Below are 17,667 nucleotides of genomic sequence, written 5' to 3' on the forward strand. Positions count from 1 at the left end.
GTGTGGAGTGGACCGTTTCCTGCCCCGGCTCGGAGTCATTCTCGCAGCCGCCGTGCTGACTGCATGCCAAGCCAACCCCGGCCCGCCGCCGGTAGTGGACGAGGACGATCGCAGCGCCACGCCCACGAACTCAAGTACCACCACGCCGCCGCCGGAGGCAGCACCCAAGGAAGACGCGCTGCCGAAGCGCAGCACCGTGGCCATTGGGGTGGACCCGCTGCGCGGCGGGCTCAACCCGCACCTCGTGGCGAATAATTCGGAACTGGTCAACCAAATCGCTGAGCTAGTGCTGCCCTCGGCCTTCCACGGGGACCAGATGGACACGGATGTCCTCGAATCCGCCGAGGAAATCGATGCTCCGGGCAGTATTGCCATGCGGGTGCGCTATACCATCGCCGCGCCAGCGCAATGGTCCGATGGGACGCCGATCAGTGGCTCTGACTTCAATTATTTGTGGTCCCAGATCACGCGCACTCCGGGTGCTAAAAACGTGTCCGGTTACCGGGCAATTTCGGCCGTGCGGACTTCCGGTAATGGGCGAGTGGTCACCGTGGACTTCGACCACCGCGTGGAGGACTGGCACAAGCTCTTTGCCCACCTATTGCCCTCCCATGTGCTGGAGGACAAGGACTTCACCTCGGCCTTAGCTGAGGGTATCCCAGCCTCTGCTGGACGCTACCTCGTCGAAGGGATGGACCGCGGGCGAGGGATTATCACGCTTAACCGCAATGACCGGTTCTGGGGAGAGGATCCCGCACATATCGACGTGATCCAATTGCGCGCCGTGCGCGATACCGCGCAGGCAGTGAACATGCTGCGCTCGCACCAGATCGGGTTTGCTGACTTCACCCCGCAGCAGACCACCCTGGAGAATTTGAGCCTGCTCAGCAACGTCAATACCGGTGTGGTGACCCGGCAGCGTCAGCTCCGCCTGGAGATGTCGGCCGCCGAGGGCGCACTCGAGGAACAGCCGCAACGCCGCGCCTTGGCTTCGCTGCTCAACACCGACCAGCTGGCCCGGCTTGCCACCGGCCGCGCTTCGGAGCTCGAACCGGGGGAGAACCCCTTCGATAGCAACGCAGAACTTGCCCCGCTGCGCGAGCGTGCGGGCCGCAAACCCGTGCGCATCGCCGCGGATCCCCTCAATCCAACTGCCCTGGCTGCAGCCACCACCATCGTGGACGTGTTGCAAGCCAAGGCCATCGACGCGGAGCTCGTCACCGAACGCCCGACCACCATTACTTCTGACTTGCTCCCGGCTGGCAAGGTAGATGCCGTGGTGGCGTGGGACGAAAACGGCAGCGATGCGCTGAGTTTGGCTAACTACTTCGTGTGCGCAACGCCCACGCGGCCTGCGGCAACGCAGTCGGAGTTCTGCCCTGAAGAGTCCGCGAAGACTGCTACCGATATTTTGTCGGGAAAGCTCGATTCAGCAGCGGCTCAAGAGCAGGTGGAGCACCTCAACAAAGAAGAAGTTCTCTTCGTCCCGTTGCTTAATGAGGTGCGAATCCACGCTTTGGGCAAGGGTATTGTTGGCCCCGGACAAAGCATCAAGGACTGGGACTCCGGTCTGATTAGTGCACCGCAGTGGAGGAAAGACGATGAATAAGGATCTCACCGGCTACCGTGTCGTGGCCGTTCACGCGCACCCGGATGATGAGGTGCTCTTTACAGGCGGCACGTTGGCGGACTTGTCCGCGCGCGGTGCGGAGGTCACCGTGATTACCGCGACGCTGGGGGAGGAGGGCGAAATCATCGGTGAGCCCTACCAAGGCCTCGCAGAAACAGATCAGTTGGGCGGGTTCCGCGCTTGGGAGCTCAAGCACGCACTCGACGCCTTGGGCGTTGATGGCATCCAGCTGGGCGGCTTCGGGCATTTCCGCGATTCTGGGATGGAAGGTTCCCCCGCCCATGATCACCCGCGGGCCCTGGTCAACCGTGTGGAGGAAGCAGCAGACCTGTTGCGCGGCCACCTTGAACAGCTGCGCCCGCACGCGGTGCTGACCTATGGTCCGGACGGCGGCTACGGTCACCCAGACCACATCGCCGTGCACAAGGCCGTGCACGCGGCCGCAGTACCTGATCAGCGCATTTGGTGGGCCGTCTTTGAGCGTGCCGCGCACTATCGGGGTCTCGACGCTATTACTCCTCCGGATGGCTGGAGCCTGCCGGACAAGGCGTACCTGGACAACTTCACCAACGCCGGCTGCGACGTGACCTACGAGCTCAGCGACGTAGCACTTGCTGCCAAGCGCGCCGCGATGCTGGCCCACGCCACGCAGATCTGGCTTGCCGACGGCTCCCTCACCACCGTCAACCCCCACGCCGCCCAGGCGGGTCTTAAGGACCCCGCCCAAGTCCCCGCCGCCTATGCCTTGTCCAATCTGCTCACGATGCCGCTGCTGCGCCAGGAGTTCTACCAGCTTGGCCAGGGAGAGCCGCAGGATTCATTGCTGGGGGAGAAGTGAGCGAGCGCGCCATTCGCACTGATTTCTCCCGGGGCGAGCAAATAGGTGGCTTGGTGTGGCTGGTCTTGGGAGCGCTCTGCTCGCTGACCCTCGAGGTGGTTTATCTCACCGCGCGTCTGCCGTGGCCCGGCGAGTCCGGGATGGCCTTTCCCATCACCATCCTCATCGCCTTCTGGTTCAACGGGGTGTTGACCCGCACAGCGCGTCTGTGGAGTGAGAATCCCTACATCGCAGGCGTGCCAGGACTGGCCTGGGTGGGAGGATTTCTCGCGTTCATGCTGGGAGCCGCCATCGGGGATGGCAGCCTGCTGGCCAATAATATTCTCAGCCTGCTGCTGTTCGCCGCGGGAATCGCGGGCAGCGTTTGGCCATTTTTCGCCTCGGAGTAGCATACTGTTATTCGTAGAAAACCCGTGACACACAGGAGTTTAAACACCTTATGACTTACACCATCGCGCAGCCCTGCGTCGACGTGATGGACCGCGGCTGCGTTGAAGAGTGCCCGGTCGACTGCATCTACGAGGGCAAGCGCATGCTCTACATCCACCCAGACGAGTGCGTGGACTGCGGCGCCTGCGAGCCGGCTTGCCCGGTGGAGGCCATCTTCTACGAGGATGACGTCCCGGATGAGTGGTTGGACTACAACGACGCCAACGCCGCCTTCTTTGATGATCTCGGCTCCCCGGGTGGCGCGGCAGCACTTGGACCGCAGGACTTTGACGTCCCGATGATCGCTAAGCTCCCACCCCAGAACCAGGAGTAGAGCATGAGCCGCACGCCGTTGGGAGACACGCTTCCGGATTTTCCGTGGAACTCGCTCGCCGGTGCCAAGAAGAAAGCCCAGGCGCATCCGGACGGGATCGTTGACCTATCGGTGGGTAATCCCGTTGATCCAGTTGCCCCTGGCGTGCAGTTAGCGCTGTCCGCAGCGGCCGAGGCTCCCGGCTATCCGCAGACTCAGGGCACTCCGGAGCTGCGCGAGGCCATCGCGAAGGCACTTGAGCGCCGCTACACCATGAACGTGGACGCGGTGCTGCCGGTCATCGGCACCAAGGAGGCTATCGCCTGGCTGCCCACCTTGCTGGGCATGCGCGGTGAGACCGTGGCTTTCCCGACGGTGGCTTATCCTACCTATGAAGTCGGCGCCCTCTTGGCCGGTGCTAAGCCGTTGCGCGCCGACGAGGATTTCCAGGATGCGTCGCTCGTGTTCATCAACTCGCCGTCGAATCCGACGGGCAGGGTGCTGGGCGTCGAGAAGCTGCGCGAAATCGTCGCTTGGGCGCGCGCGAACAATGCCATCGTGGCCTCGGACGAGTGCTACATGGGCTTGGGTTGGGACGATGAGAACCCGCCGGTGTCCATCTTGGACCCGCGCGTGACCGATGGCGACAATACCGGGCTTATCGCCATGCATTCGCTGTCCAAGAGCGCGAACATGGCCTCCTATCGCGCCGGTTTCTTTGCGGGCGATGCCAAGCTCATCGCGGAGCTGCTGGAGCTGCGTAAGCACGCAGGGCTCATTGTTCCAGGCCCCATCCAGGCGGCGATGGTTGCCGCGCTTGACGACGACCCCTCCGAAGCCCTCCAGCGCCAACGCTACGCCGCGCGCCGTGTGGAGCTCATGCGGGCGCTGACTGGAGCTGGTTTTAGGATCGAGCACTCCGAGGCTGGGCTCTACCTGTGGGCAACGCGCGGTGAGAACTGCCGCGAGACCGTCGACTGGCTGGCCGAGCGCGGCATCCTCGTTGCACCGGGTGATTTCTATGGCCCAGCGGGCGAGCAGTTCGTGCGCATTGGCCTCAACGGTACGGACGAGCGCATCGCGGCGGCGGTGGCGCGCTTGGCTGAGTAAGTGGCCTTTCGCCCGCCGGCGCGGGAGGGGATTAGCCCGCGCAAGGTAATGCTCACTGGCATCGTGCCCGCCACACCTACCTATTGGGCAGGTGAGGCGGGCGATTCCGCGTTTTCTCCTGGCACTCGCTTGGAGCCCGGCACTCTACTTCCTGGCCCTACGCTGGCGTGGTATCACCCCTCGGTACCTTCCGAAGCGCCCATTCCCTTTGATTACCGGGTGGTATATGAGGACGGGGACCTGATAGTCGCGGACAAGCCGCACTTCTTACCCACGACGTCGAATGGGCGCATCGTCCGCGAGACGCTCCAGACACGCTTGCGCGTGGACTTTAATGAGGACTCCATCGTGCCGCTGCACCGGCTGGACCGGTTGACGTCGGGCCTGGTGCTGTGCTCGCGTAATCCGCGCACGCGCGCTGCGTACCAGCGGCTTTTTCAGCAGCGTGAGGTGGTGAAGCATTACCGTGCTCGGGTGGCTGCGCCCTTCTCCTTCGACGGCACTGTACGGCTGGGGATGCGGCGCGTGCGTGGTGAACGTCAGGTCCGCGTGGATTCCACCGGTACGCCTACGGTGACCCGCGTGCGTGCTGGTGGAACGACTGCCGATGTATGGCCGCTCACCGGCCATACCCACCAGATCCGCGTGGTGCTTAACCACCTGGGACATCCGATTGTGGGAGATGATACTTATCCCGTGGATCGAGGCTTGGATCTTCATGATTTCTCCACGCCGCTGCTGCTTTCCCATGTCGCTTTGAGTTTTAGCGATCCAGTTACCGGCCACAAACGGGAGTTTCAGCTGTGAGATTGGGCGCTAATGCGGCGTGCGTTTTAGTTTGCGCTGATTGAGGGACTAAACTCAAACGAAGTTTTATTCATCATAATTGAGCATTTTGTACGAAGGGCGTGTCCATGGCGGATCTGAGCTTTGCTCGCTTTGCCTCGAATTTTGGCCAGTTCATTAAGTTCGGTCTGGTAGGCAGTTCGGGCGCGTTGGTCAACATTGCGACCTCAATCTTGGCCGCAAAGTGTGGATTGGCCTGGTTCGGCGCTACGCCGCATGACGCGATGTTCAATCTCTTCGGTACCCAGTTTCACGTGCGCTGGTTCATGCTCTTTTCCACCATCGCCTTCCTAGTTGCGAATACGTGGAATTACCAGCTCAACCGAATGTGGACGTTCAAGTCCGTCAACAAGGTCTCGTGGTTGCGGGGTTTCTTCCCGTTCCTCATTACGGGCATCGGTGCATACTTAGTGACCCTCGCGGTGCAGTACCTGCTGATGAATCCAACCTCGCCGCTGCAGCTGTCTCCCCATATCTTCGATGACTCCACGGGCTTCCGCACGATGTACTACTGGGCCAATGCCATTTCGATCGTGGTGGCCATGCCGATTAACTTCATCTTCAACAAGCTGTGGACCTTCCGCTCGACACCCAAGAAGCCAGTCGTGGTCCACGAAACGGAACCGGCTTAAAATCGACCCTTCGCCCCGCCTGCCCTTCGCGCTCACCAGCGACGGCCGGTGGGGTCTTTTCGATGCTGCGGTGAGCGGGAAGGGGGGGCGTCGGCAAGCAGATGCTCCCTTCGTGCTCACCGGAAACACGACGAGGCAGCGCTCCATCGCCCTGGTGAGCGCTTAGGGGTAATTGGTGGAAATGCCTCCTTCGCGCTCACGGGCGTCCAATAAATTCGGTAGCTACTGCTACCGTTGGGTGCGAAGGGGCGTGCTGGCGGTTTGACCGGTGAGATGGCGGGGTGAGATGCACTTCGACGCCTGGTTCGGCGTGACCCTATTCTCCCTTGGCGCTCACCGGCGCCTGCAAAATAGAGGAACCCGCCGTCCGCGGTGAGCGCGAAGGGCGGGATGGAGGAAGGTGGGCGGGGAAGAGCTGCCTAGTCGTCGAGCTCGGCGTCGAGGCGCTCTTGGTCGCGGCGGTGCTGATGGCGGCGGATGAATGGGGCGAGGATGAGGACGGCGATAGCGCCAACTGCGGTGCCGGCTAGATAAGCGGTGGGATTGTGGCCGTCGGCAGGCGCATAGGCGTTATAGGCGATTCCCGCGAACATCGCGATTGCCGGTATTAAGTAAACGGCCATGGCGGACCAATTACGACCCACAAGCGGGGTAGCGACGCGTTTTCGCAGCCACGCCGTGCCGATGGCATTGCCGATGACAGACGGCACTATGGCGAGGAAACACAACATGCTCATCTGGCCGGGAAGTACCCAAGCAAGGATGGCAGCGATGACGAGCTCCAAGAACTGCACAGGCGGCGCTGCGACGGCGCAGGCTTTGTAAAAGGTTTCGCGTTCGTATTCGTCGCGGGAGGCGCGCTCGATCTCGTTGAGGGTGTAGTTAGCAAGGGCGTTAATCATGTTGTTCATCTCCAAAGACTTCTTCGACGGTTTTTCCTAGTTCGCGGCAAATATCGAGAGCTAGGTACACAGATGGGGAGTAGTTGCCGCGCTCGATATTGGCGATAGTTTGGCGGGAAACTCCGGCTCTTTCAGCAAGGTCGGCTTGAGACATCTCGAGCCACCGACGCCATTTGCGGACCATATTCTGGTGCTCGGCCATGTGGTCTCCTTTACGGTGTGTCGCGTTTACATGTCTTAATGTAAAGCAAACTTGTCATAGGAGCAAGGGTTACATGCAAACATGCCATGTCCAGTAGGGGTGCATCACCACAGCCGGCAGCTTCGGTTTACGCCCTTTGAGCTGTTCAAGTGTGGTTTTGATGAGTAGAACTGCATCGTCGAGGTGGTAGCGGATATCGTCGGCAGTAAAGCGCAAAACCGTATAGCCATGTGCCACTGCGGCGTTCTGCTTCGAGCGGTCTGCTTGAAAAGCGCGACTATGTTTGTGGTGCTCCCAGCCGTCGACCTCGACTATGAGCTTGCCAATCTTCAAGTCAAAGCGGTAGACCGCGATGAGCGCATTGTGCTCAGGGAAGATTCCGTCCGTGCGCAGTCTTCGACTGAGCTGGCGCTCCGGCACGCTGTCTGTGCCGATGGGCGTGCGACGGATAGTTTCTTTCAAGCGTTGTGGGACTCGCCGCATTCTCCGCCGGTCATCTTCGAGGCGAGCAGGGCCTGTCTTGCCGCGATAATGCTCTTCCAGCAATTGACCACACGCTGCGGCTATTCGCCGCGCCGCCCAGAGAACCTGAATGACCGGAAGTCCGTTGACCAGGGTTGTGGCCGAAAGCCGCGAATGCGTCACCCGAAAGTTCTTCCCCTTGAGCGTTCGTGGCCCCTCGGCCTCCAGCGGAAACGTCAAATTCCGCCCCAAGTGAATCTCCTGCGCGGTCTTACCCGTGAAATGTAATCGACTCAGCCCGTGAGCCAGAGCTTGTGCCACAGCTAACGGCGACCACTCATCGCTATAAATCCCCCGATGCACGCGAAACAGCTTTCCCGCGCGAAGCTTCCGCCGGATTGCCTCCTTGCTCAACCCCATCTCGCGCAGCTCTGCGGTAGTCCATGCCTTCATGAAACTCAAGGTATGCAGTGCTTGGCGACGAGTCGATAGTCAATTCTCCGCCTGTGGATAACCCTGCCTCAAAAGCCAGATTTTGAGGGTTTATGTTGACGCGTCGTCTTCCTGTCTAGCGCATTCCCTATCGTTTGGGCTTTGCAGTGTTCGGATCGCCGCATCGATTCGGCGTTGTCGACCAACACAGCCCCTTAAATCCCTCCGCGCCCTTGGCGCTCACCGAGCTCGCTGATTAGCTGCTAGAGCTTTCGGCGGTGACCGCGAAGGGCATAGGCTTGGTCGGGAATTGCATCGGTGAGGTTGGGAATTGCATCGAGCGCCGTTCGGGTCCACCTACCTTTTGCGCTCACGGGGCAGGCGCCTGTCATAGTCCGCCCTTCGTTGGTGAGCGCGAAGGGCGCTTGCTGGGGTGACAGCTCATGCGGCATGCCCTTGGCGGCCACAGGGATCGAAGAAACGGTGCTACGCAGTGCGCCGGTGAGCGCGAAGGGGGTGGGGTGGCTGCGAGGAGGAGTGAGGAAGGGACGCGAAGGGAGTGGAGCGGCAGCGGGAGGGGCGGCTAGCGGGCCTTCAGCGCCTCGGCTGTCGGTAGCGGCAGGCGCGCGGTCGGGGAGATTCCGCGGGCCTTAGCGTTGATCACGCCCGCGACAGCGAGCACAGCGAACATCGTGGCGGCGGAGTAGAGCTGGATGCGGGCGGAGGCGTCGCTAAGCATGAGCATAGCAATAGCTGCAAACAATGCCAGCGCGAACCACGTGAGGTAGGGGTAGGCCCACATGCGGACCGGCAGCGGGTGGATGGCCTCGAGCTGCGGGCGCAGGCGCAACTGGCTCACCGCAATGAAGACCCACACGATGAGCAGCGAAGCACCAGCGGCGTTCAGCATGAAGGACAGCAGCCATCCGGTATCCGCATAGTTGAGAACAACCATGACCGCGGAGAGCACCACGGACAGCGCAATGGCGGCGGTTGGCACGCCGCGGCGATCTGTTGCAGCGAAGAGCTTGGGCGCCTCACCTCGGGAGGCCAGCGAGTGCATCATGCGGGAGGAGGCGTAGATCTGCGCGTTGAACGCGGAGAGTAGCGCGAGCACGATGACCACTTCCATGATGGCCGCAGCACCAGGGATTCCAGCCCGGTCCAAGACCATCGTGAACGGAGACTCGGCGGCAGACTGCGCGGAGCCGAGCGAAGAGTAGGGCAGGAGGAAGGTGATGACGAGGACGGAGCCCAAGTAGAAGACCGAAATGCGAGTAATGGTGGTGCGCACCGCGTTGACAAGGGACTTCTCGGGGTCCTCGGATTCCGCCGCGGCAATGGCGACGACCTCGATGCCGCCGAAAGCAAAGGCCACGGCGAGCAGGCCGGCGGCCACGCCGCCAAGGCCGTTGGGCATGAAGCCGTCGGCAAGGAAGACGGACGTCCCGATGAAGGTGTGGCCAGGAAGCAGCCCGAAGATCAGCAGCGCACCGATGACAAGGAAGGCAATGATGACAGCGACCTTAATGAAGGCGAACCAGTACTCGAACTCGCCGAACAAGCGCACACGCAAGAGGTTGATGGTGCCAAAGAGCGCCACGCAGATGGCCGCGGGGATCCACGGCGGGCAGTCGAACCATGCGCCGATGAAACCAGCAGCGCCCGTAATTTCCGCGCCGAGGACGGCGACGGTGGCAAGCCAATAAATCCAGCCTTGCGTGAAGCCTGCCCAGCGTCCGATACCGTGCTCGGCGTATTCGGAGAAGGAACCGGAAGCGGGGATGACCGTGCCCATCTCACCGAGCATTTGCATGACCAAGATGGCAAGGAAGCCAGCGATGAGGTAGGCCAAGAGAACCGCGGGACCGGCGGCGGAAATACCTACGCCGGTGCCTAGGAAAAGACCGGCACCGATAGTGGAGCCCAGCCCCATCATGGTCAGGTGGCGGACTTTCAAGCCGCTGCCGAGTGAGCTAGGAGAGGAATCGTTTTGAGCAGTCACCTTTAGCATTGTAGGCAGCTGCCAAGGCGTTTGGGCATAAAGGGGCCATTTTATAGCGCTTGTGCACAAAGCGGAGGGCTTAAGTCCACGATCGCGAAAGGCCCCCGCAGAAACGGGGGCCTCAAGCAACAGCGCCTAGTTCTTGTGCAGATCCTCGTTGAGGGCCACAGCCTCAGACTTCCAGTCCACGGCCTCGACGGCGCCGGTGACGGAGTTGCGGCGCAGCAGAACGCCGGAGACGCCGGAGAGCTTAGAGCCCTTGACAGTCTCGCCCTCGGACAGACCCAGGGCCTGAGCAATCTTGCCAAAGACCGCAATCTTGGTGCCGGCGGTGACGTAGAGGCCGGCTTCGACGACGGAGTCGTCGCCAAGCGAAATGCCTACACCCGAGTTCGCGCCCAAAAGGCAGCGCTCACCGATGGAGATGACCTCCTTGCCGCCGCCGGAGAGGGTGCCCATGATGGAGGCGCCGCCGCCGATATCGGAGCCATCGCCCACGACAACACCTGCGGAGATGCGGCCCTCGACCATGGAGGCGCCCAGGGTGCCGGCGTTGAAGTTGACGAAGCCCTCGTGCATCACGGTCGTGCCCTCGGCGAGGTGGGCGCCCAGGCGAACGCGGTCGGCGTCACCAATGCGAACGCCGGACGGGACGACGTAGTCCACCATGCGCGGGAACTTATCGACGGAGTAGACCACGACCGGGCCGCGGGAAGCGAGGCGGCCGCGGACCATCTGGAAATCGGCAACCGCGCAGGGGCCGTAGTTGGTCCACACCACGTTGGCCAGCTTGCCGAAGATCCCGTCCACGTTCAGGCCGTGAGGCTTGACTGCGCGGTGAGAGAGCAGGTGCAGGCGCAGGTAAGCGTCGTAGGTATCGGCGGGCGCCTCGTCAAGGTCCGCAATCTTAGTCTCCACTGCGATGCGGGCGACGCCGCGCTCCTCATCAGGGCCAACCAGGTCAGCGAATTGCTGCGGAACCTCCTCCAAGCGCTCGGTGCCGCTGGCGTCTACAGAAATATCGGTGTGAACTGCCGGGAACCAAACGTCCAGGACGGTGCCGTCGTGGGTAATGGTTGCCAGGCCGCGTGCGGATGCTGAAGTCATAGGCTCACACCCTAGCAGCTACGCCTCTGTCGTGCGCCGTGAGTTACCCGGTAGTAGGTGAAAGATCACAACCAGGGCCACGGTCAGGATGAGGACGGCGAGGACTTGGTTGCGGGCGGAGGCGTCGAAAAGCATAAGAATTGTGAGGCCGACCAGCGCTAGGGCGGTGAGCCACGGCAGCCACGGGAAGCCCGGGACGCGCAGCGTGGTGAGCTCGCCGTTGGCCTGCATCTGTGGGTGCAGCTTGATATAGGAGGCCACGATGAAACACCAGATGACCAGCAGGCAGCCGCCAACCGCGTTGAAGAGGAAGGCCAACAATCCCGGCGGGTTCCAGTACTGCAGCACCACCGATGCAAAGGCGAAGATGATGGAGAGCACCACCGCAAAAATGGGGGAACCGGAGGCGTTCGTCCGAAGGAAGATGTGGTGCGCGCTATGGTCCTTCGCCATGTCATAGACCAGACGGGAGGTGGCGTAGATCTGTGCGTTGAAGGCAGAGAGCAGCGCTAGGGCGATGATGGCTTCCATGAATCCTGCAGCGAAGGGGATTTTCGCGGCGGCGAGGACCAGCGTGAAGGGCGAGTCCGCGGCGACGTCGGCGTCCTGGATGGAGCTGAAAGGCAATGCCAGCGTGATAACCAGGATGGAACCGATGTAGAAGACCATGATGCGCACGATAATGGCGCGCACCGCAGTGGCGACGTTGTGCGCTGGATCCTCGGACTCGGCTGCGGCAATGGTGACCAGCTCGATGCCACCGAAGGCGAAAGCCACGGCGAGCAGGCCGGCAGCAAAACCGGGGCCGCCGTTGGGCAGGAAGTTCTCTGTGAAGTTATGACCTGCCAAGGAGAGGTCCATTCCGGGCAGGATGCCCAAAGCCATGAGCACGCCGACGCCCAGGAAAGCCACGATGGTGGCCACCTTGATGATGGCGAACCAGAACTCGAATTCGCCGAAACCACCCACGGCGGCAAAGTTGACCACGGCGAAGAACACCACAGCCACCAAAGCCGGTATCCACGGATCGACCCCGAACCAATTCGAGATGATGGCCGCAGCACCGGTAATCTCCGCGCCCATCACCATGACCAGCATGAACCAGTAAATCCAGCCCAACGTAAACCTGGCCCACGGCCCAAAAGCCTGTCCTGCATAAGTGGAGAAAGCGCCCAGCGAAGGGCGTGCGGCGGCCATCTCTCCGAGCATCCACATCACCAAGGCGATGAGCGCGCCAGCTACCGCATAGGAGATGAGAACGGAGGTGCCGGACACCTGAATGCCTAGGCCCACGCCCAGGAAGAGTCCCGCACCCACTGCGGATCCGAGCCCCATCATGGTGAGGTGGCGGGTTTTGAGTTGTGTGGCCGCTGCCATAGGGTGATCACCTTCAACGCTATTGATTGTTTGTAATGGGAAGTACTTTACGCAATGCGCTGAGCATCCGGGGGCGCTAGCATGGCGGGTTGTGACTTTAAATCTCTTCTCCGATCCCATCGAGCTGACCAAGGCCTTGGTGGATATCCCTAGCCCTTCGCACCACGAGCAAGCGATCGCCGATGCGGTCGAAGAGGCCCTACGTGGTCTGGACCAGAGCAAAGTAGAGGTGGAACGCTACGGCAACACCGTCTGCGCCCGGACGAATCGGGGCTTCGAAAGCCGCGTGGTCCTCGCCGGCCACATCGATACCGTGCCCCTGGCCGATAACGTGCCCCACACCATGTCGGAGGACGGCAGCATCATGTATGGCTGCGGCACCGTGGACATGAAGTCGGGCATGGCGGTCTACCTCAACGCCTTCGCGCAGCTGTACAACACCGATGAGCTCAAGCACGATCTCACGGTCATCGCCTATGAGGGCGAGGAGGTCGCCACCGAATTCAACGGTTTGGGCCACCTGCAGAAGGATCACCCCGAGTGGCTGCAGGGGGACCTCGCGCTGCTGGGCGAGCCTTCCGGCGCCATGATCGAGGCCGGCTGCCAGGGCACCATTCGCGTGCGCGTCACCGCCCATGGCACCCGTGCGCACTCGGCCCGCGCCTGGCTGGGCTCCAACGCCGCCCACACCTTGGCGCCGGTGATGCTCAACGTGGCCAACTACCAGCCGCGCGATGTGGAAATTGATGGCTGCACATACAAGGAAGGCCTCAACATCGTCCACCTCGAATCCGGCGTGGCCACCAACACCATCCCGGATGAGGCCTGGATGTTCGTCAACTTCCGCTTCGCCCCGGACCGCAGCTCCGAGGAGGCGCTGGCGCACCTGATGGAGGTCATCGGCGAACACGAGAACATCACCGTGGAGGTCGATGACATCGCCGGCGCCGCCCTGCCCGGTCTGGGCCAGCCGGCGGCACGCGCGCTTGTCGACGCCGTCGGCGGCAACGTCCGCGCCAAGTATGGTTGGACCGACGTGGCCCGCTTCTCCGAGATGGGGACCCCAGCCGTCAACTTCGGCGCTGGTGACCCAGGCTTTGCCCACAAGAAGGACGAACAAGTGCCCGTCACCCAGATCGCCGAAGTCTCGACCGCACTCTTGAACTACCTGAAGGGATAAGACCACCATGACGCCTGAGCAACTGCGCACCCTGCGCGGACCTCTTCTCGTGCGCACCGCCGGAGAGCAGTCCTCCACCTTTGACCAACGGCTGCTGCAGTCCGGCGCGGATCACGAATGGCAGCACGCCGATCCCTGGCGCGTCTTGCGCATCCAAGGCGAGTTCGTGGACGGCTTCGACGCCCTGGCCAAGCTGCCGAAGGCCGTGACCGTCTTTGGTTCCGCTCGCACCCCGGAGGAGGATCCGAACTACCAGCTAGGTGTGGCCTTGGGTCGCCGCCTGGTAGAAGCCAAGTATGCCGTCATCACCGGCGGTGGCCCCGGCATCATGGAGGCGGCCAACCGCGGCGCGCACGAGGCCGGAGGGTTGTCTGTGGGCTTGGGCATCGAGCTTCCGCACGAGCAGGGCCTGAACCCCTACGTGGATCTGGGGCTTAACTTCCGCTATTTCTTCGCCCGCAAGACCATGTTCCTCAAGTACTCCCAGGCCTTCATCTGTCTTCCCGGCGGCATGGGCACCATGGATGAATTCTTTGAGGTCATGTGCATGGTCCAAACTGGCAAGGTGACCAACTATCCCATCGTGCTCATGGGTACTGAATACTGGTCCGGCTTGGTGGAGTGGATGAAGAAGACCCTGGCCGAGGGCGGGTTCATCAGCGCCGAGGACCTCGATCTTTTCTTGGTCACGGACGATATCGATGAGGCCGTCGCCCACATCCTGGCCGCGCACAAGGTCATGTCGGACAAGCGCCTGCGGGAGCAGGAGAGCAAGTGACCCAAGCGCACAACCTCGCGCGGGTCATGGCGATTGTGAACCGCACCCCAGACTCCTTCTACGACAAGGGCGCCACCTTCGAGCTCGACCCAGCAATCCAGCGCGCGGAGCAAGCGCTTGACGACGGCGCCTCCATCATCGACATCGGAGGCGTCAAGGCCGGCCCGGGTCAGCATGTCGACGCCGCCGAGGAAATCGAGCGCGTCGTGCCCACCATCGCGGAGCTGCACCGCCGCCGCCCAGAGGCGCTGATTTCCGTGGACACGTGGCGCGCTGAGGTAGCAGATGCCGCGATCGCTGCGGGGGCCGGTTTGGTCAATGACACGTGGGCCGGCTGGGACCCGGAGCTCATCGAGGTGGCTGGCCACCACAAGGTGGGCTACGTGTGCTCGCACACCGGCGGTGTCACACCGCGCACCCGCCCGCACCGCGTGCACTTCGATGATGTGGTTGCCGATGTCATCAGCGAGACCACGCGGCTGGCCGAGCGAGCCGCCGACCTCGGTTGCCCGGAGGAGCTGACGTTTATCGACCCCACGCACGACTTCGGCAAAAACACCTTCCACGGCTTGGAGTTGCTGCGGCGCATCGATGAGATCGTGGCGACCGGTTGGCCGGTGCTCATGGCCTTGTCGAACAAGGACTTTGTGGGTGAGACCCTCGACCGCGCCGTGGACCAGCGCGTCGCGGGCACGCTGGCAGCGACGGCATGGTCGGCGGCACGGGGCGTGGCGGCCTTTCGGGTCCATGAGGTGGCCCCGACTCTCGACGTCATCCGCATGACCGCCGCCATCCAGGGCCAGATAGCTCCCTTGGCCACGACGCGGGGGCTAGCCTAAGCCATGACCGACAGCGTTTCTGTGGTTATCCCTGCGCTCAACGAGGAGCGCACAGTCGCGCACGTGGTGCGTGCTTGCCTGGCGGATGATCCTCTAGAGGTCATCGTCATTGATGCGGACTCGAGCGATGAAACTGTGGCTGAGGCACAGGCGGCAGGGGCTCGGGTGCTCAATTGGCGCGAGATCCTGCCTGAGATGCCCCGACCAGGCAAGGGTGAGTCCCTCTGGCGCGGCGTGGCGGCAGCTGAGGGCGACATCGTCGTCTTCATCGATGCGGACCTAGAATCCGCCGCGCCCGGAATGGTTTCCGCGCTCACAGAGTCTTTCATCGATCCGCACATCCAGATGGTTAAGGCGCGCTACCAGCGCAGCTTTCAAGGAAAGCCCACCGGTGGCGGGCGCGTGACCGAGCTGACCGCCAAGCCGCTTTTGCGGCAGTTCTTCCCGGAGCTCGCACACATTGACCAACCACTCGGCGGCGAATACGCCTTAAGACGCGCGGCCGCCATGGAGCTGCCGTTCGTGGAAGGGTACGGGGTGGAAGCGGGGCTGCTGATAGACGTCGCCAAGCGCTATGGCCCCTATGCCCTCGCCGAGGTTGACCTGGGCACCCGCACCCACCGTAACCGTCCATTGGAGGAGCTAGCCCCGATGGCCGATGTGGTTGCGCGCACCATCCTGTCCCGTGCTGGCGTGGTTGGGCCTGTTGCCCAAAGGCCACCATTGCTGGGTAGGATTTAGCGCATGATGTCCTGGATTCTTCTTATCGTTGTGCTCATTGCCCTCATCATCATCGGCACGTGGGCGTGGGGAAGCTTCGTAGGCCGGGGACCTGTCATGGGCGCTCCCGACAAGGCCGTGGATACCGATCGAGAGAATCTGCGGGCCCTCGAGGAGGGGCGCTTCGATGACCTGCGCTTTGACGTGGTTGCGCGCGGCTACCGCCAGGACCAAGTGGATGCCCTGTTGGCGGCAGTGGAGCGCCATTGGGGTGCCAAGGCGGCGTCATCGGGCGAACCTTCAGAACCTTCGGTTCAGGCCTAGGCCGAGCCTACAGCGACGAGTCTGCCGCCGGCGGCCGAAAAAGAGCTAGACTAGAAGGACGTACAAAATACAGTCGAAGGAGACTCAATATGGCAGCGATGAAGCCCCGTACCACTGGTGGAGAGATGGAAGCGGTAGAGGAGTCCCGCAAGATCGTCATGCGCATTCCTTCTGACGGGGGTGGGCGCATTGTTATTGAGCTCAGCAAAGAAGAAGCAGCGGAGTTGGGTTCACTCCTCGTAGCAGTTTCTAGCTAGTCTAGGGAGCATGCTTTCACATATCGTCGATATTCTGGCCGATCCCGCCGATGGCAGCGCCCTTGAAGGCGCGGATGATTTTTCCCGCCTCGTGTCGGAGACCGGCCATTCCTATGACGTGGCCAAGCAGGGCTACGTCACGTTGGCAGCTGGTGCGGGTCTGAAGCATCAAGGTGACGATGCCGCGATGGTCACCGCCCGTGAAACCTACCTGGCGATGGGGCATTTCGCACCCTTCGTGGAGGCAGTCACTGGAGCGGTGCAGGATTCTTTGGAGAGTCAGGACGCGGCTCAGCAAGCAGGCCTCAATGAGGACACCGCCCCCTCGCTCCTAGAGGTAGGCGCTGGCACGGGTTACTACCTGGCGCACACGCTCGATTCGATTGAGGGCGCTCGCGGCGTGGGCCTCGATATCTCTACGCATGCGGCTAAGCATCTGGCAAAGTCGCACGAGCGCGTCGGCGCTGTGGTTGCGGATGTGTGGGAGCGCCTGCCCTTGAAGGATGATTCAATCCATGCCATCTCGGTGGTCTTCGCGCCGCGCAATCCGGCGGAGTTCCAGCGCGTTCTCGCACCCGGCGGGGAGGTCATCGTCTTGACCCCGCAGTCCGGTCACCTGGATGAGCTGCGAGAGCCGCTGGGAATTCTCGGCGTGGAAGAAGGCAAGGTGGATCGCCTCTACACGCAGGCGGAAGGGTTCCTTAAGCAGGCAGCGGATCCGGTCGATATTTCTTTCCCCATCGTCTTGGATAAGGCGTCCATCGCTGCGCAGGTGGGGATGAGCCCCTCGGCGCGCCACATTAGTCCGGAAGAGCTGGCAGAGCGCATGGCCTCCTTGCCGCAGACGTTGACTGTGACGGCCCACGCCCGTCTGGATCGTTTGCGCTCGGCCTAACTCATCGCTTGCGCTCGGCTTCTCATTGCCAGCCCTTGCTTTTCAGCCCCGGGGAACGGCCCTTCTTTCTTCGGAACGTCCCTTTTCTCTCCGGAACGACCCTTCGCGCTCACCGGCAATGGGTCCGTCGGAAGTTTTTAGCTCCTCCGTGAGCGCGAAGGGCGGGGCGGCCTGTGATGCAACCACCCCTGGGCCTGTTTGCTCACTGTGATCTGGAGCTTGCGCTGACGCGCTGGCTATTTCGCTGAACCCTTGCCTCGAAGCCACCCATCGAATTCTCCCCTCGCGCTCACCAAGAGCCTCAATCAGCCGTCATGACCGCTCCCGGTGAGCGCGAAGGGCGGAAGGGGAGCGAGTGGAACTGATGAGGCATGCGCGAGAAATGATGA

At 62.2% G+C, this 17,667-nt stretch carries 20 protein-coding genes; 14 read left to right on the forward strand and 6 right to left on the reverse strand.

Features of this window, described 5'->3' with window-relative positions; translation table 11 throughout:
- The first annotated feature begins 7 nt into the window (after nt 1–7).
- The 7 genes from HMPREF2792_RS01655 to HMPREF2792_RS01685 all read left to right on the forward strand — a co-directional run bounded on the left by HMPREF2792_RS01655 (nt 8) and on the right by HMPREF2792_RS01685 (nt 5,798).
- Nucleotides 8–1,609, forward strand: coding sequence for an ABC transporter family substrate-binding protein (locus tag HMPREF2792_RS01655; RefSeq protein WP_070530374.1), 1,602 nt, complete (start codon nt 8–10; stop codon nt 1,607–1,609).
- The gene (locus HMPREF2792_RS01660; RefSeq protein ID WP_070524901.1) at nt 1,602–2,468 is read left to right on the forward strand and encodes a PIG-L family deacetylase; all 867 of its coding nucleotides are present in this window, start codon (nt 1,602–1,604) and stop codon (nt 2,466–2,468) included. The genes HMPREF2792_RS01655 and HMPREF2792_RS01660 overlap by 8 nt, the downstream gene beginning before the upstream one ends.
- Nucleotides 2,465–2,857 carry a hypothetical protein gene (locus HMPREF2792_RS01665; protein WP_070530376.1) on the forward strand — a complete coding sequence of 131 codons (393 nt, stop codon included), beginning with the start codon at nt 2,465–2,467 and terminating at the stop codon, nt 2,855–2,857. Before HMPREF2792_RS01660 ends, HMPREF2792_RS01665 begins: the two co-directional genes overlap by 4 nt.
- 50 nt (nt 2,858–2,907) lie before the next feature.
- Nucleotides 2,908–3,231 carry a ferredoxin gene (gene fdxA, locus HMPREF2792_RS01670; protein ID WP_070524905.1) on the forward strand — a complete coding sequence of 108 codons (324 nt, stop codon included), beginning with the start codon at nt 2,908–2,910 and terminating at the stop codon, nt 3,229–3,231.
- Between the two features lie 3 nt (nt 3,232–3,234).
- Nucleotides 3,235–4,320: a succinyldiaminopimelate transaminase gene (gene dapC / locus HMPREF2792_RS01675; protein ID WP_070530378.1), complete on the forward strand. Its 1,086-nt coding sequence runs from the start codon at nt 3,235–3,237 to the stop codon at nt 4,318–4,320.
- Between the two features lie 48 nt (nt 4,321–4,368).
- Nucleotides 4,369–5,127 (forward strand): pseudouridine synthase, encoded by a 759-nt coding sequence (locus tag HMPREF2792_RS01680; protein WP_198530280.1) that lies wholly within the window; start codon nt 4,369–4,371, stop codon nt 5,125–5,127.
- 107 nt (nt 5,128–5,234) lie between these two features.
- Complete coding sequence (locus tag HMPREF2792_RS01685) at nt 5,235–5,798, forward strand: GtrA family protein (protein WP_070530382.1); 564 nt, start codon at nt 5,235–5,237, stop codon at nt 5,796–5,798.
- A gap of 419 nt (nt 5,799–6,217) precedes the next feature.
- Here the strand turns inward: HMPREF2792_RS01685 and HMPREF2792_RS01690 are convergent, their stop codons facing one another.
- The 6 genes from HMPREF2792_RS01690 to HMPREF2792_RS01715 all read right to left on the reverse strand — a co-directional run bounded on the left by HMPREF2792_RS01690 (nt 6,218) and on the right by HMPREF2792_RS01715 (nt 12,285).
- Nucleotides 6,218–6,700 (reverse strand): hypothetical protein, encoded by a 483-nt coding sequence (locus tag HMPREF2792_RS01690; protein WP_070524914.1) that lies wholly within the window; start codon nt 6,698–6,700, stop codon nt 6,218–6,220.
- Complete coding sequence (locus tag HMPREF2792_RS13115) at nt 6,693–6,902, reverse strand: helix-turn-helix transcriptional regulator (RefSeq protein ID WP_070524916.1); 210 nt, start codon at nt 6,900–6,902, stop codon at nt 6,693–6,695. The genes HMPREF2792_RS01690 and HMPREF2792_RS13115 overlap by 8 nt, the downstream gene beginning before the upstream one ends.
- 69 nt (nt 6,903–6,971) lie before the next feature.
- The gene (locus HMPREF2792_RS01700) at nt 6,972–7,817 is read right to left on the reverse strand and encodes a type IV toxin-antitoxin system AbiEi family antitoxin domain-containing protein (RefSeq protein WP_070530385.1); all 846 of its coding nucleotides are present in this window, start codon (nt 7,815–7,817) and stop codon (nt 6,972–6,974) included.
- Nucleotides 7,818–8,379: 562 nt separating this feature from the next.
- The gene (locus HMPREF2792_RS01705; protein ID WP_070530387.1) at nt 8,380–9,810 is read right to left on the reverse strand and encodes an amino acid permease; all 1,431 of its coding nucleotides are present in this window, start codon (nt 9,808–9,810) and stop codon (nt 8,380–8,382) included.
- Between the two features lie 126 nt (nt 9,811–9,936).
- Nucleotides 9,937–10,908: a 2,3,4,5-tetrahydropyridine-2,6-dicarboxylate N-succinyltransferase gene (gene dapD / locus HMPREF2792_RS01710; protein ID WP_070524922.1), complete on the reverse strand. Its 972-nt coding sequence runs from the start codon at nt 10,906–10,908 to the stop codon at nt 9,937–9,939.
- 18 nt (nt 10,909–10,926) lie between these two features.
- Complete coding sequence (locus HMPREF2792_RS01715) at nt 10,927–12,285, reverse strand: amino acid permease (RefSeq protein ID WP_070530389.1); 1,359 nt, start codon at nt 12,283–12,285, stop codon at nt 10,927–10,929.
- A gap of 91 nt (nt 12,286–12,376) precedes the next feature.
- On the opposite strand from HMPREF2792_RS01715, the gene dapE reads away from it, so the two are divergent.
- From dapE to HMPREF2792_RS01750, 7 genes are all read left to right on the forward strand, one after another.
- Nucleotides 12,377–13,465 carry a succinyl-diaminopimelate desuccinylase gene (gene dapE, locus HMPREF2792_RS01720; protein ID WP_070530391.1) on the forward strand — a complete coding sequence of 363 codons (1,089 nt, stop codon included), beginning with the start codon at nt 12,377–12,379 and terminating at the stop codon, nt 13,463–13,465.
- 7 nt (nt 13,466–13,472) lie between these two features.
- Nucleotides 13,473–14,243, forward strand: coding sequence for an LOG family protein (locus HMPREF2792_RS01725; protein ID WP_070530393.1), 771 nt, complete (start codon nt 13,473–13,475; stop codon nt 14,241–14,243).
- A 26-nt stretch (nt 14,244–14,269) separates the two neighbouring features.
- Entirely contained in the window at nt 14,270–15,082 is an 813-nt protein-coding gene (folP, locus tag HMPREF2792_RS01730; RefSeq protein ID WP_198530282.1) for a dihydropteroate synthase, read from the forward strand.
- Nucleotides 15,083–15,085: 3 nt separating this feature from the next.
- Nucleotides 15,086–15,823: a glucosyl-3-phosphoglycerate synthase gene (locus HMPREF2792_RS01735; protein ID WP_070530396.1), complete on the forward strand. Its 738-nt coding sequence runs from the start codon at nt 15,086–15,088 to the stop codon at nt 15,821–15,823.
- 3 nt (nt 15,824–15,826) lie between these two features.
- Nucleotides 15,827–16,126, forward strand: coding sequence for a DivIVA domain-containing protein (locus HMPREF2792_RS01740; protein WP_070530397.1), 300 nt, complete (start codon nt 15,827–15,829; stop codon nt 16,124–16,126).
- 89 nt (nt 16,127–16,215) lie between these two features.
- Complete coding sequence (locus HMPREF2792_RS01745; protein WP_010187237.1) at nt 16,216–16,383, forward strand: DUF3117 domain-containing protein; 168 nt, start codon at nt 16,216–16,218, stop codon at nt 16,381–16,383.
- Between the two features lie 10 nt (nt 16,384–16,393).
- Nucleotides 16,394–17,278, forward strand: coding sequence for a methyltransferase domain-containing protein (locus HMPREF2792_RS01750; RefSeq protein WP_070530398.1), 885 nt, complete (start codon nt 16,394–16,396; stop codon nt 17,276–17,278).
- Nucleotides 17,279–17,667: the final 389 nt, after the last annotated feature.

Origin of the sequence: Corynebacterium sp. HMSC068H04 (genome assembly GCF_001811255.1) — a bacterium.
GTDB lineage: Bacteria > Actinomycetota > Actinomycetes > Mycobacteriales > Mycobacteriaceae > Corynebacterium > Corynebacterium hesseae.

Excerpts from the sequence above, each read along its gene's own strand:
- HMPREF2792_RS01715 (WP_070530389.1), bottom strand. The coding sequence starts at position 12,285 with ATGGCAGCGGCCACACAACTCAAAACCCGCCACCTCACCATGATGGGG.
- HMPREF2792_RS01700 (WP_070530385.1), bottom strand. The coding sequence starts at position 7,817 with ATGAAGGCATGGACTACCGCAGAGCTGCGCGAGATGGGGTTGAGCAAG.
- HMPREF2792_RS01685 (WP_070530382.1), top strand. The coding sequence starts at position 5,235 with ATGGCGGATCTGAGCTTTGCTCGCTTTGCCTCGAATTTTGGCCAGTTC.
- HMPREF2792_RS01725 (WP_070530393.1), top strand. The coding sequence starts at position 13,473 with ATGACGCCTGAGCAACTGCGCACCCTGCGCGGACCTCTTCTCGTGCGC.
- HMPREF2792_RS01705 (WP_070530387.1), bottom strand. The coding sequence starts at position 9,810 with ATGCTAAAGGTGACTGCTCAAAACGATTCCTCTCCTAGCTCACTCGGC.
- HMPREF2792_RS01750 (WP_070530398.1), top strand. The coding sequence starts at position 16,394 with ATGCTTTCACATATCGTCGATATTCTGGCCGATCCCGCCGATGGCAGC.
- HMPREF2792_RS01735 (WP_070530396.1), top strand. The coding sequence starts at position 15,086 with ATGACCGACAGCGTTTCTGTGGTTATCCCTGCGCTCAACGAGGAGCGC.
- dapD (WP_070524922.1), bottom strand. The coding sequence starts at position 10,908 with ATGACTTCAGCATCCGCACGCGGCCTGGCAACCATTACCCACGACGGC.
- dapC (WP_070530378.1), top strand. The coding sequence starts at position 3,235 with ATGAGCCGCACGCCGTTGGGAGACACGCTTCCGGATTTTCCGTGGAAC.
- HMPREF2792_RS01745 (WP_010187237.1), top strand. The coding sequence starts at position 16,216 with ATGGCAGCGATGAAGCCCCGTACCACTGGTGGAGAGATGGAAGCGGTA.
- HMPREF2792_RS01680 (WP_198530280.1), top strand. The coding sequence starts at position 4,369 with ATGCTCACTGGCATCGTGCCCGCCACACCTACCTATTGGGCAGGTGAG.
- fdxA (WP_070524905.1), top strand. The coding sequence starts at position 2,908 with ATGACTTACACCATCGCGCAGCCCTGCGTCGACGTGATGGACCGCGGC.
- HMPREF2792_RS01660 (WP_070524901.1), top strand. The coding sequence starts at position 1,602 with ATGAATAAGGATCTCACCGGCTACCGTGTCGTGGCCGTTCACGCGCAC.
- HMPREF2792_RS01690 (WP_070524914.1), bottom strand. The coding sequence starts at position 6,700 with ATGATTAACGCCCTTGCTAACTACACCCTCAACGAGATCGAGCGCGCC.
- folP (WP_198530282.1), top strand. The coding sequence starts at position 14,270 with ATGGCGATTGTGAACCGCACCCCAGACTCCTTCTACGACAAGGGCGCC.
- HMPREF2792_RS13115 (WP_070524916.1), bottom strand. The coding sequence starts at position 6,902 with ATGGCCGAGCACCAGAATATGGTCCGCAAATGGCGTCGGTGGCTCGAG.
- HMPREF2792_RS01740 (WP_070530397.1), top strand. The coding sequence starts at position 15,827 with ATGATGTCCTGGATTCTTCTTATCGTTGTGCTCATTGCCCTCATCATC.